This is a genomic window from Hydrogenophaga sp. A37 (assembly GCF_002001205.1).
Taxonomy (GTDB): Bacteria; Pseudomonadota; Gammaproteobacteria; order Burkholderiales; family Burkholderiaceae_C; genus Hydrogenophaga.
In genome coordinates, this window is the sequence record NZ_MUNZ01000120.1 from 16908 (window position 1) to 28621 (window position 11714).

The 11714-nt window shown below is 63.3% G+C and carries 12 protein-coding genes; 9 read left to right on the top strand and 3 right to left on the bottom strand.

What is annotated here, in order from left to right:
- Nucleotides 1–120: 120 nt before the first annotated feature.
- The 3 genes from trxB (at nucleotide 121) to rpmG (ending at nucleotide 1695) form a co-directional block, all read left to right on the top strand.
- Nucleotides 121–1068 (top strand): thioredoxin-disulfide reductase, encoded by a 948-nt coding sequence (gene trxB, locus B0E41_RS16025; RefSeq protein ID WP_077332165.1) that lies wholly within the window; start codon nucleotides 121–123, stop codon nucleotides 1066–1068.
- A 210-nt stretch (nucleotides 1069–1278) separates the two neighbouring features.
- Nucleotides 1279–1512 carry a 50S ribosomal protein L28 gene (gene rpmB / locus B0E41_RS16030; protein WP_056269541.1) on the top strand — a complete coding sequence of 78 codons (234 nt, stop codon included), beginning with the start codon at nucleotides 1279–1281 and terminating at the stop codon, nucleotides 1510–1512.
- 12 nt (nucleotides 1513–1524) lie between these two features.
- Nucleotides 1525–1695, top strand: coding sequence for a 50S ribosomal protein L33 (gene rpmG / locus B0E41_RS16035; protein ID WP_068173845.1), 171 nt, complete (start codon nucleotides 1525–1527; stop codon nucleotides 1693–1695).
- A gap of 213 nt (nucleotides 1696–1908) precedes the next feature.
- On the opposite strand, the gene B0E41_RS16040 is transcribed toward rpmG, so the two are convergent.
- Nucleotides 1909–3135 (bottom strand): fatty acid desaturase, encoded by a 1227-nt coding sequence (locus B0E41_RS16040; RefSeq protein WP_077332166.1) that lies wholly within the window; start codon nucleotides 3133–3135, stop codon nucleotides 1909–1911.
- Nucleotides 3136–3298: 163 nt separating this feature from the next.
- Complete coding sequence (locus tag B0E41_RS16045; protein WP_077332167.1) at nucleotides 3299–4567, bottom strand: RsmB/NOP family class I SAM-dependent RNA methyltransferase; 1269 nt, start codon at nucleotides 4565–4567, stop codon at nucleotides 3299–3301.
- A 35-nt stretch (nucleotides 4568–4602) separates the two neighbouring features.
- On the opposite strand from B0E41_RS16045, the gene B0E41_RS16050 reads away from it, so the two are divergent.
- The 3 genes from B0E41_RS16050 to B0E41_RS16060 all read left to right on the top strand — a co-directional run bounded on the left by B0E41_RS16050 (nucleotide 4603) and on the right by B0E41_RS16060 (nucleotide 7732).
- Nucleotides 4603–6222, top strand: coding sequence for a peptide chain release factor 3 (locus tag B0E41_RS16050; RefSeq protein WP_077332168.1), 1620 nt, complete (start codon nucleotides 4603–4605; stop codon nucleotides 6220–6222).
- Nucleotides 6219–7049 carry an AraC family transcriptional regulator gene (locus B0E41_RS16055; RefSeq protein WP_077332169.1) on the top strand — a complete coding sequence of 277 codons (831 nt, stop codon included), beginning with the start codon at nucleotides 6219–6221 and terminating at the stop codon, nucleotides 7047–7049. Before B0E41_RS16050 ends, B0E41_RS16055 begins: the two co-directional genes overlap by 4 nt.
- 68 nt (nucleotides 7050–7117) lie before the next feature.
- Nucleotides 7118–7732 (top strand): LysE family translocator, encoded by a 615-nt coding sequence (locus B0E41_RS16060; RefSeq protein WP_077332170.1) that lies wholly within the window; start codon nucleotides 7118–7120, stop codon nucleotides 7730–7732.
- A gap of 8 nt (nucleotides 7733–7740) precedes the next feature.
- Here the strand turns inward: B0E41_RS16060 and purN are convergent, their stop codons facing one another.
- Entirely contained in the window at nucleotides 7741–8328 is a 588-nt protein-coding gene (gene purN, locus B0E41_RS16065; RefSeq protein ID WP_077332171.1) for a phosphoribosylglycinamide formyltransferase, read from the bottom strand.
- A 50-nt stretch (nucleotides 8329–8378) separates the two neighbouring features.
- Between purN and B0E41_RS16070 the strand changes: the two genes are divergently transcribed.
- The 3 genes from B0E41_RS16070 (at nucleotide 8379) to B0E41_RS16080 (ending at nucleotide 11506) form a co-directional block, all read left to right on the top strand.
- Entirely contained in the window at nucleotides 8379–9047 is a 669-nt protein-coding gene (locus tag B0E41_RS16070) for a YceH family protein (protein WP_077332172.1), read from the top strand.
- A 151-nt stretch (nucleotides 9048–9198) separates the two neighbouring features.
- Nucleotides 9199–10380, top strand: coding sequence for an acyl-CoA dehydrogenase family protein (locus B0E41_RS16075; RefSeq protein ID WP_077332173.1), 1182 nt, complete (start codon nucleotides 9199–9201; stop codon nucleotides 10378–10380).
- Between the two features lie 10 nt (nucleotides 10381–10390).
- Nucleotides 10391–11506, top strand: a complete 1116-nt coding sequence (locus tag B0E41_RS16080) for an acyl-CoA dehydrogenase family protein (protein WP_077332174.1) — start codon at nucleotides 10391–10393, stop codon at nucleotides 11504–11506.
- The last annotated feature ends 208 nt before the right edge of the window (nucleotides 11507–11714 follow it).

An 11714-nucleotide genomic window follows, 5' to 3' on the forward strand; every position in this document is an offset into this window, starting at 1 on the left:
ACACTCAATCACAGACAACGCGCAAAGTTTCCGGGACGCATCCCCAAAACATGGAGGCCCGCATGCTGTCTTCATTCACTCTATACCACCCCCTCCTCAAATTGTGCGAGGGCGAACACCATGAAGCACGCAAAAGTTCTTATTTTAGGTTCCGGCCCCGCAGGCTACACCGCCGCCATCTATGCAGCCCGTGCCAACCTGAGCCCGTTGCTCATCACCGGCATCGCCCAAGGCGGCCAACTGATGACCACCACCGAGGTGGACAACTGGCCAGCCGACGTGGACGGCGTGCAGGGTCCTGACTTGATGCAGCGATTCCTCGCCCATGCCGAGCGTTTTAAGACCGAGATCGTTTTTGATCACATCAGCGCAGTCGATTTTTCCAAACGCCCTTTCGTGCTCAAAGGCGACAGCGGTGAATACAGCTGCGACGCCCTGATCCTCGCCACCGGTGCGTCCGCCAAGTACCTGGGTCTGCCCTCTGAGGAAGCCTTCATGGGCAAGGGTGTGAGCGGTTGCGCCACCTGCGACGGCTTCTTTTACCGTGGCCAGGAAGTGTCTGTGGTGGGCGGCGGCAACACGGCCGTGGAAGAGGCTCTGTACCTGTCCAACATCGCCAGCAAGGTCACGCTGATCCACCGCCGCGACACGTTCAAGGCAGAAGCCATCATGATCGACAAACTTCACGAGAAGGTTGCAGAAGGCAAGATCGCGCTCCAGCTTCACAGCACGCTGGACGAGGTGCTGGGCGACCCGATGGGTGTCACCGGCGTGCGCGTCAAGAACGTGAAGACGGGCGCCACCGAAGACATAGCCGTCAAGGGCTGTTTCATCGCCATAGGTCACAGCCCCAACACCGACATCTTCAAGGGTCAACTGGAGATGAAGGACGGCTACATCGTGACCAAATCGGGCAGCAACGGCATGGCCACCATGACCAGCGTTCCGGGCATTTTCGCTGCCGGCGACGTGCAGGACCACATCTACCGCCAGGCAATCACCAGCGCAGGCACTGGTTGCATGGCGGCGCTGGATGCACAGCGCTTCCTGGAACAAAACCCCGCCTGAGGCCGAGGAATGAGCCTCTTCGCCGACTGGCGGTCAGTAGCCGCTTTCGGCGACAGCTATAATCACAGGCTTTGCTGCGATTTCTTCGCGCAAATCATGGGTTACCGCCACCCTTTCCTGGCGAGGTGAGGCTGAGTGGCCAGATGCGAAACGGAAACACCGTCTCGCGCATCCCGCGCCACCAGCTGTAAAAAGTATCGGAGTGTCCTCATGGCACGCGTCTGCGACGTAACGGGCAAGAAGCCCATGGTTGGGAACAATGTTTCCCACGCCAACAACAAAACCAAGCGCCGGTTCCTGCCGAACCTGCAATACCGCCGTTTCTGGGTCGAAAGCGAAAACCGCTGGGTTCGCCTGCGCGTGTCGGGTGCAGCCCTGCGCCTGATCGACAAAAACGGCATCGATGCCGTGCTCGCAGACCTGCGCGCACGCGGCCAAGCTTAAGGAGCACCCAACATGGCAACCAAAGGCGGACGCGAAAAGATCAAGCTGGAATCCACTGCGGGTACCGGTCACTTCTACACTACCACCAAAAACAAGAAGACCACGCCCGAGAAGATGCTGATCAAGAAATTTGATCCCAAAGCTCGCAAGCACGTGGACTACAAGGAAATCAAGCTGAAGTAATTCAGCCGGTTTCACCCAACAAAAAAGCCGCTGTGAAAACAGCGGCTTTTTTGTTGCCCGTCTAACAAATCAGAAAAAGATACGACGATTTTTCCGGAGCGGTGCTCAACCCAGAACGCCGCGGAACCGGCTCCGCCGGGCCGCCAGCGCTGCCCCCTTGAGGGGGTGACGCGCCGCAGGCACGACGCGACGCGAGCCGGGGTGAGCCAAATCCTATGCGTGCGCGGAGCGCAGGCGGATCGAGAAATCACGAAGCGCAGCGATACCGCTTTCTTCCGCCCGGCGACACCAAGCCTGCAGGTCGGCCGCGAGCTGATCGCGCGAAGCATTCGTGCTGGACCACAGGGCGCGCAACTCTTCGCGCATGGTGACCATTTTGTCGAGCACCGGATGCTCGGCACGCGCAAGCGCCAGTTGGGGTTTCACCTCAGCGGGCACCTTGTCGTCATCGCGGTGGAGCCAGCGGCGAGCGGCATGCAGGGCCGCCGCATCGGCGCTCTTGGCTTTCAGGCCCTCCACTTCACGCTGGCACGCAGCACGCATTTCGCGTGCGTAACCAGCCATGACTTCGTAGCGGTTGGTGATGATGGCCTCAAGGGTTTTCTCGTCGGCCACCAGCTTGACGTCACCGAAAGCCATCTTGGGTGGGACCTTCTTGACCGATGCCAGGCCCAGGGTTTTCAGAATGGTGATGTACATCCAGCCGATGTCGAACTCATAGGGCTTGACAGACAACTTGGCCGAGGTCGGGTAGGTGTGGTGGTTGTTGTGCAGCTCTTCGCCACCAATGATGATGCCCCAGGGCGAGATATTGGTGCTGGCGTCGGTGGCTTCGAAGTTGCGGTAACCCCACCAGTGGCCAATGCCATTGATGATGCCAGCGGCCGTGATCGGGATCCAGGCCATCTGCAGCGCCCAGACAGCAAGACCCGCCATGCCGAAGAGCAGCACGTCGATGACCAGCATCAGGCTGACGCCCAAGGCGGAATAACGCGTGTAGAGGTTGCGCTCGATCCAGTCGTCGGGTGTGCCATGCCCGTAACGTGCCATGGTTTCAGGGTTCTTGGATTCGGCCCGATAGAGCTCGGCGCCAGTCCAGAACACCGTCTTGATGCCAAACACATGGGGACTGTGTGGGTCACCCGCACGCTCGCACTTGGCGTGGTGCTTGCGGTGAATGGCTGCCCATTCTTTGGTCACTTGGCCAGTGGTCATCCACAGCCAGAAGCGGAAGAAGTGCGAGGCGATCGGATGCAAGTCCATTGAGCGGTGGGCTTGATGGCGGTGCAGGTAAATGGTCACGCTGGCAATGGTGATGTGGGTCAACACCAGTGCGATGAGCACCATTTGCCACCCGGTGGCGTGGGTCAGACCATTGGCCAAAACATCGACCAGCCCATCCCACAAGAGGGACAGGGTCCCAGAATCGGAAGAAAACATTGATTTCCTAAAAGAGCGCCCGAAGGTGTCTGTGCATACAAGCCGCGCTCACGGGCGCCTGTGGCGGGCTAACCCATGATTTTAAGGCTCGGGGCCCAAATCACCAAATGACAACCGTCAAGGCATGTCACCAGATGGAATAAGCAGGGAAACCCCGCCTTGTTCAGGCCCTCTTCTGCCAGGCAGCCGCAAAAAAGCCGTCTGTTGCATGCCGATGGGGCCACAAACGCAGCGTTTTTCCGTGATCTGCAGCGCAGAGTGATGTTGCCTCCGGCACATGGGCGACGCCCAGCAACTCGCCCACCGGGAGCATCTCGAAGTCGGCATGGGCCTGTGAGAAAGCCTCCGCAACCGCCTCGTTTTCGGTCGGCATCAGACTGCAGGTCGCGTAGACCAACCGCCCGCCCGGCTTGAGCAGGCGAGCGGCACTGGACAGAATCGCCGTCTGCAGCTGCGCTTGAGCAGCCACAGTGTCGGGGTTTTGGCGCCATTTCAGGTCGGGACTCCGGCGCAGCGTGCCCAAGCCCGAACATGGGGCATCTACGAGCACGCGGTCAATCTTGCCTGCCAGGCGCTTGATGCGGTCGTCGCGTTCGTGGGCAATCGCGACGGGGTGCACGTTGGAAAGACCGCTGCGCGCGAGCCGCGGCTTGAGCGCGTCGAGTCGGTGGCCGGACGTGTCAAACGCGTAGAGCCTGCCACTGTTGCGCATGGCGGCGCCAATGGCCAGGGTCTTTCCACCGGCCCCCGCGCAAAAATCCACCACCATCTCGCCACGTTTCGCGTCCAGCAGCAGGGAGAGCAGCTGGGAGCCTTCGTCCTGCACTTCCACGTCACCGTTTACAAATGCTGGCAGCTTGGCCAGCGAAGGCTTGCCCTGCAGGCGAATGCCCATGGGTGAATACGGTGTGGGTTCGCATTTCAAACCGGCCTCGCGCAACTCGGCCAAGACCGCTTCGCGCTTCTTTTTCAGCACGTTGACCCGCAGGTCCAACGGTGCGGGCTGGTTCAGGCTGGCCACCAAAGCGTCGAATTCATCGCCCACCTGATCGCGCAAGGCGGTCGCCAGCCACTCGGGCAGGTTGTGGCGGTGCGGGGCCATGAGCTCGCCGTCGGTCACTTTCAGACAGTTGTCCCACCAGGTCTTTTCCACCTCGGTGAGCGCGCTCTTCAGAAAATCTCGGTCACCCGGAAAACCCAGAATGGCGAGACGCCGCCACTTGGAACCAGAGCCGGAGCGGGCCAGCCACTCGAATTTCAGGCGCTCGCGCAGGATGGCGTAGACGGTGTCGGACAACGTGGCGCGCTCGCGGGACCCCAGCGACCGGTTTTCACGGAAATGGCGCGCGACCACGGCGTCGGTGGGGTGGTCAAATTTGAAAACCTGTTCGATCAGGGTGGAACATTCGTCCAGAAGGGCTTTGGGGTGCATAGCCTGCATTGTCCCATTGGGGATAATCATGGGCTATGTCTGAAATTGCCCAACAGGTGAAGCGTCGCCGCACCTTCGCCATCATCTCCCACCCCGACGCGGGTAAAACCACCCTGACCGAGAAGCTGTTGCTGTTCTCGGGCGCCATCAACATCGCCGGTTCGGTGAAGGCCCGCAAGGCCGCGCGCCATGCCACGTCCGACTGGATGGAGATCGAAAAGCAGCGTGGCATCTCCGTGGCGTCGTCCGTGATGCAGATGGAATACCGCGACTGCGTGATCAACTTGCTCGACACCCCGGGCCACCAGGATTTCAGCGAAGACACCTACCGCGTGCTGACCGCCGTGGACGCGGCGCTGATGGTGATCGACGCCGGCAACGGCGTGGAACCGCAGACCCGGCGCCTGCTGCAGGTCTGCCGGGCGCGCAACACACCCATCCTCACCTTCGTCAACAAGATGGACCGTGAGGTGCAGGCACCGCTGGACCTGATGGACGAGATCGAACGCGAACTGGGAATGACCGTGGTGCCCTTCACCTGGCCCGTGGGCATGGGCAAGACCTTCCGCGGCGTGTACGACCGCCGCACCGACCAGATGCGCGTGTTCGCTGCGGGCGAAGACCGGCGTGGCGGCGATGAAGACGTGTTGGCAGGGCTGGACAACCCCGAGAGCGTGAAGCGCTTTGGCGCGGAGTTCGAACAGGCCAAAGACGAGCTGGAATTGGTGGAAGGCGCATCGCCTGCTTTCGACGAAGCGCAATTCCTGGCCGGCAAGCAGACGCCCATGCTGTTCGGCTCGGCCGTCAACAATTTCGGCGTGCGCGAGGTGCTGGACGCGCTGGTGGACCTGGCGCCGCCACCGGGCGACCGCCCCGCCATCCAGCGCGTGGTGCACCCCGAAGAACCCAAATTCACCGGCGTGGTGTTCAAGATCCAGGCCAACATGGACCCGGCGCACCGCGACCGCATCGCCTTTGTGCGCGTGGCCAGCGGTCACTTCGAGCGCGGCATGAAGCTCAGGGTGGTGCGCAGCGGCAAGGACCTGCGGCCCAACACGGTGGTGAGCTTTTTGTCGCAGCGGCGCGAGCTGCTGGACGAGGCGTTTGCCGGCGACATCATCGGCATCCCCAACCACGGCGTGCTGCAGCTGGGCGATACGCTCACCGAAGGCGAAAGCCTGCAGTTCACCGGCCTGCCCTTCTTCGCACCGGAAATCATCCGCAGCGTGGAAGTGGCCGATCCGCTGCGCAGCAAGCAGCTGCGTGCCGGCCTGACCCAGTTGGGTGAAGAAGGTGCCATCCAGGTGTTCCGCCCGGTGGCGGGCTCGGTGCTGTTGCTCGGCGCCGTGGGTCAGCTGCAGTTCGAGGTGGTGGCACACCGGCTGGAACACGAATACGGCGTCAAGGCCCGCATCATGAACAGCCCCTATCAGGTGGCGCGCTGGGTGACCTGTGCGCCCGAAGACGGCGGCGAAATCGAACTCAAGAAGTTCATCGACGCCAACAGCCACAGGGTGGCGCTCGACGCGGTGGATGCGCCCACGTTGCTGGTGGATCACCAGGCCACGCTGCGTGCGGTGGAGGCCAACTGGCCGAAGATCAAGTTCCATGCGATGCGCGAGCACGCGGGACTGGTGTTCCACAAGACGATGTGAAACCGCCCTTCCATCACGCGCAGATCCGGCTGGGCCCCATTGAGGGCGTGCACGCCGAGGCCCTGTACAGCGCCCGCAGCTTCGGCAGGCACTGGCACGACAGTTTCGGTTTCGGCGTGATGGAAGAAGGCGGGCACCGTTCGGCCAGTGGACGTGGGCCTGTGGAGGCTCTCGCGGGGCACATCGTGACGTCCAACCCGGGCGAAGTCCATGACGGTGTGCCACTGGACAAGACGACCCGGCGGTGGCGCATGATCCACGTCGCTCCTGCCACCATGGCCCGGCTGGTCGAGCAGGAGGGCAGCGAGTTCAGCCGCCCGGTGATCGAGGAACCCGCACTCCGCGAGGCCATCAACCGGGTCTTCCGCTGCTGGGACGAGCTGGACGCGGCCAAGACGGCGACAACCGCAGCGATTTTCGAGGAAGCCTTGACCCAGGCCTGTGGCCTGCTGGCCTTGCACCACAGCCAGCGCCGGTGCGAGGTCGCCGCGCCGGCCGCATTGCACAAGGTGCGTGAGTGCCTGCTGGACCGCATGACCGATCCGCCCGATCTGGAGCAGCTCGCCCACCTGGCCGCCCTTTCCCGCTTCCAACTGCTGCGGCAGTTCGCCCGTTGGCAAGGACTGCCGCCCTTTGCCTGGCTGCAACAGCAGCGGCTGCGCCAGGCTCGGCAACTGATCGCCTCGGGCAGCCCTTTGGCCGAATCCGCCGCCGCCTGCGGCTTTGCCGACCAGAGCCATCTGCACCGCCAGTTCACACGCAGCTTCGGCTTCACGCCCGGTCAATGGCAGCGGGCCTGCAATAGCGTTCAAGACCCGACGCCTTGAGACCGGTGAAAGTGCAACCTCCGCCCAGCCAGAGGGCGGCCATCGTTGCCCACCCTGGAGCCCCGCCTATGATCAGCTTTGAATTTCTCTTGACCTCTGCCGTGGTGGTCATCACCCCCGGCGCCGGCGTCCTGTTCACCGTTTCCACCGGCCTGTCGCAAGGCCGTTTGGCCAGCGTCTGGGCCGCCCTGGGCTGCACCCTGGGCACCGTGCCGCACATGGCCGCCACGGCCCTGGGTCTGGCTGCCGTGATGCACGCGGGCGCGCTGGCCTTCCAGGTGCTCAAGCTCGCTGGCGTGGCCTACCTGCTGTACCTGGCCGTGATGACCTGGCGCGACCGCTCGGCCTTCGCCGCTGGTGCATCGGCGGCTTCGTTGGCGCCGCTGCCACTGGTGGGCAAGGCGGTGTTGCTCAACCTCCTCAATCCCAAGCTCACCCTGTTCTTCATGGCTTTCCTGCCGCAGTTCATCGCTCCCACCGATCCAACGCCGATGCTGCGTTTCGGTGTGCTGAGCCTGGTCTTCATGGGCATGACGCTGGGCGTCTTTGTGCTGTACGGCGTGCTGGCACATGCGTTCCGCCAGAAGGTCATGGGCTCGAAAACGATCCAGAACACCCTGCGCCGGGGTTTCGCCGGAGCCTTCGCCGCCATGGCCGGCAAACTGGCCTTGAGCGAGCGCTGACCGGCAGCTCAGGACATCCGGGACAGAAGCTGCTCGACCACACGCGGGTACAGGATGTGCTCCTGCGTCAGCACACGATCAGCCAGTGCTTGCGCCGTGTCCCCGGGCAGCACGGGCACCACGGCCTGATCGAGGATGTCGCCGTGGTCGAGCTCGGCGGTCACGCGGTGCACGGTGGCGCCGGCGAACTTGCAACCCATGTCGATGGCGCGCTGGTGGGTTTTCAAGCCAGTGAAGGCCGGCAGCAGGCTGGGGTGGATGTTGATCAACCGACCGCCGTAGTGCTGCACGAAACCGGGGGTGAGGATGCGCATGAAGCCGGCCAGCACCACCAATGCCGGCTGGTACCGGTCGATCTCCGTCGCGAGCGCCGCATCGAAGGCCTCGCGCGAGTCGAAGGCCTTGTGGTCCAGGCAGGCCGTGGCGATCTGGTGTTCCCGTGCGAAAACCAGGCCGGCCGCATCGGCCTTGTTGCTGATCACGGCGGCGATCTGCGCGCCATACCGCTCCTGCCAATGACCCTTGCGCGAGGCTTTCACGATGGCGGCCATGTTGGAGCCGCTGCCAGAGATGAGAATGACGATGTTTTTGTTCACGGCCCGATGCACTGCCTGATGGGGTCGCCAAGTGTAATGAACCCCACCCCATGAACCACGATTTCCACACCCGCCCCCTTTCGCCCGCCGAAGCCCGCGTGCTCGGCACGCTGATGGAAAAGGCACGCACCGTGCCCGACAGCTACCCGCTCACACTCAACAGCCTGCAAAACGGCTGCAACCAGAAGAGCGCGCGTGAGCCGGCCATGAGCCTCTCGGAAGCGGACATCAGCGAGGCCATCGACGGGCTGCGCGAATGCAGCCTGGTGATCGAGTCCAGCGGCTCGCGGGTCACGCGCTACGAACACAACTTCCAGCGTGCGGCGGGCGTGCCCGAGCAGTCGGCTGTCTTGCTGGGCCTGCTGATGCTGCGCGGCCCACAGACCGCGGGCGAGTTGCGCATCAACACCGAGCGCTGGTACAAGTTTCTGGACATCGCCTCGGTCGATGCCTTCCTGGAAGAGATGCAGGACCGGTCGGCGGAAAAGGGCGGTGCGCTGGTCGTGAAGTTGCCTCGGGCGCCAGGTGCGCGCGAGCAGCGCTGGGCCCATCTGCTGTGCGGCCCGGTGGACCTGTCGGTGCCCGCCACCACCGCAGCGACGAGCGGAGCGGCCGAGGAAGATGTGATCGCCCTCACGCGCCGGGTGGCGGTGCTGGAAGACACGGTGGAGCAACTGCGCACCCAGCTGGAGCACCTGCAACGGCAACTCGGCGGCTGACGCCCGATCCCCTCTCGATTGAAGGGTCGCTTCAATTCGGCATGGAGGTCGTTTGTCGCAGCCAGGACAGCACAAAAACGAACGCCCGTGCGAAACTTCATGGCGTTGCCCCAAGTCCGCGGCGGACCGGGTCACCCAACAGGAGACACCCATGGATTTGGCATTCACGCCCGAAGAGCAGGCGTTTCGCGAAGAGGTTCGTGGCTGGGTCAAAGCCAACCTGCCCGCTGAGATCGCCCACAAGGTTCACAACGCCCTGCGCCTGAGCCGCGATGACCTGCAGGGATGGGCCAAGATCCTCGGCAAAAAGGGCTGGCTGGGTTATGGCTGGCCCCAGCAGTTCGGTGGCCCGGGCTGGACCGCCGTGCAGAAGCACCTGTTTGAAGAAGAGTGTGCCCTGGCCGGTGCACCACGCATCGTGCCCTTCGGGCCGGTGATGGTGGCCCCCGTCATCATGGCTTTCGGCAACAAGGAACAGCAGGAGCGCTTCCTGCCCGGCATCGCCAGCGGCGAGGTCTGGTGGAGCCAGGGCTACAGCGAACCGGGCTCGGGCTCGGACTTGGCCTCGGTCAAGACCCGCGCTGAGCGAAACGGCGACCACTACATCGTCAACGGCCAGAAGACCTGGACCACACTCGGCCAGTACGGCGAGTGGATCTTCTGCCTGGTGCGCACCAGCACCGATGGCAAACCGCAGACCGGTATCAGCTTCCTGCTGATCGACATGAAGTCGCCCGGCGTGAGCGTGCGCCCCATCAAACTGCTCGATGGCGAATGCGAAGTCAACGAGGTGTTCTTCGACAACGTCGTGGTACCAGCCGAGAACCTGATCGGCGAAGAGAACAAGGGCTGGACCTACGCCAAACACCTGCTCAGCCACGAGCGCACCAACATCGCCGACGTCAACCGCGCCAAGCGCGAGTTGGAGCGGCTCAAGCGCATTGCCAAGGCCGAAGGCGTGTGGGACGACAGCCGCTTCCGCGATCAGATCGCGCTACTGGAGGTGGACGTGGTGGCGCTGGAGATGCTGGTGCTGCGCGTGCTCAGCGCCGAGAAATCGGGCAAGAACTCGCTGGACATCGCCGGCCTGCTCAAGATCAAAGGCAGCGAGATCCAGCAACGCTACGCCGAGCTCATGATGCTGGCCGCCGGCCCGTTTGCCACGCCCTTCGTCGAAGAAGCCATGGAGGCCGGCTGGCAGGGCGACTTCCCCGGTGGCACCGTGGCCAACGCGCCGTTGGCGTCGACCTACTTCAACATGCGCAAGACCACCATCTACGGTGGTTCCAATGAAGTGCAGCGCAACATCGTGGCCCAGACGGTCCTTGGTTAAGGAGACAGACATGGATTTCGATTTCAGCGACGACCAAGAACAGCTGCGCGATGCCGTGCGCAAGTGGGTGGACAAGGGCTACCACTTCGAGCGCCGTCACGGCATCGTCAAGTCGGGTGGCTTTGACCGCAATGCCTACAACGAGCTGGCCGAACTCGGCTTGACGGGCCTGTACATCAGCGAAGCCGATGGCGGCCTGGGCATGGGTCCGGTCGAGGGCATGGTGGTCATGGAAGAGCTGGGGCGAGGCATGGTGCTGGAGCCGCTGGCGCAGACGCTGATCGCGGGTGGTGTGATCGGCGGATACGCCGGGGCCGACGTCAAGGCAGACTGGTTGCCGAAAATCGCCTCGGGCGAAGCGCTGGTGGTGCTGGCGCAGCAGGAGCGCGGCGCGCGCTACCAGTTCGACGCGTGCAAGACCATCGCGACACAGACTGGCGACGGCTGGACTGTGAGTGGCGCCAAGAGCGTGGTGCCCGCCGGCGACCAGGCCGACGCCTTCATCGTGCCCGCCGTGGCCAATGGAAAGATGGCGCTGTTCCTGGTGGAGCGCAGCGCCAGCGGTGTGAGCACGCAAGGCTATGGCACGCAGGACGGCGGTCGCGCTGCCGAAGTGAGCCTCTCGAGCGCTCCCGCCAGCCTGATCACCACCGACGGACTGACCGCACTGGAACACGCGGTGGACATCGGCATCGCCTCGGTCTGTGCCGAAGCGGTGGGTGTGATGGACAAGACGGTGGCGCTGACCGTGGAGTACATGAACACGCGCAAACAGTTTGGCGTGGCGATCGCAAGCTTCCAGGCCCTGCGTCACCGCGTAGCCGACATGAAGATGCAGCTGGAACTGGCGCGCTCCATGAGCTTCTACGCCTGCCTGAAGCTCAATGCTCCGGCCAACGAGCGGCGTCGCGCTATGGCGCGGGCGAAGGTGCAATTGGGCCATTCGATGCGCTTCGTGGGTCAGCAGTCGGTGCAGCTGCATGGTGGCATTGGCGTGACCGACGAGTACATCGGCAGCCACTATTTCAAGAAGCTGACCCAGCTGGAAATGACCTTTGGCGACACGCTGCATCACCTCGGGGAGGTGTCCGCGCGAATGGAAGACACGGCGGGGGTGTTTGCCTGAGGCGTCCTCTTTTTTGATTCCGTTTGTGGTGCCCCGCTTTGCGGGGCATTTTTTTCGCGCGTCGGCTTCTGCGGGAACGGCGTAAGCGTCCGGCGAACCCATGTTGACCACCGCCGACAGTCCTGTCTGACGATCAGATGTCAGTGGGCTGCCAGCGGTGCGGCAAGAGCTCGTCGATGCGGCTGGCCTTGTGCATGGGCAGCCGCGT

Excerpts from the sequence above, each read along its gene's own strand:
- B0E41_RS16060 (WP_077332170.1), top strand. The coding sequence starts at position 7,118 with ATGATCAGCTTTGAATTTCTCTTGACCTCTGCCGTGGTGGTCATCACC.
- trxB (WP_077332165.1), top strand. The coding sequence starts at position 121 with ATGAAGCACGCAAAAGTTCTTATTTTAGGTTCCGGCCCCGCAGGCTAC.
- rpmG (WP_068173845.1), top strand. The coding sequence starts at position 1,525 with ATGGCAACCAAAGGCGGACGCGAAAAGATCAAGCTGGAATCCACTGCG.
- B0E41_RS16080 (WP_077332174.1), top strand. The coding sequence starts at position 10,391 with ATGGATTTCGATTTCAGCGACGACCAAGAACAGCTGCGCGATGCCGTG.
- B0E41_RS16070 (WP_077332172.1), top strand. The coding sequence starts at position 8,379 with ATGAACCACGATTTCCACACCCGCCCCCTTTCGCCCGCCGAAGCCCGC.
- B0E41_RS16075 (WP_077332173.1), top strand. The coding sequence starts at position 9,199 with ATGGATTTGGCATTCACGCCCGAAGAGCAGGCGTTTCGCGAAGAGGTT.
- B0E41_RS16040 (WP_077332166.1), bottom strand. The coding sequence starts at position 3,135 with ATGTTTTCTTCCGATTCTGGGACCCTGTCCCTCTTGTGGGATGGGCTG.
- rpmB (WP_056269541.1), top strand. The coding sequence starts at position 1,279 with ATGGCACGCGTCTGCGACGTAACGGGCAAGAAGCCCATGGTTGGGAAC.
- B0E41_RS16045 (WP_077332167.1), bottom strand. The coding sequence starts at position 4,567 with ATGCACCCCAAAGCCCTTCTGGACGAATGTTCCACCCTGATCGAACAG.
- B0E41_RS16050 (WP_077332168.1), top strand. The coding sequence starts at position 4,603 with ATGTCTGAAATTGCCCAACAGGTGAAGCGTCGCCGCACCTTCGCCATC.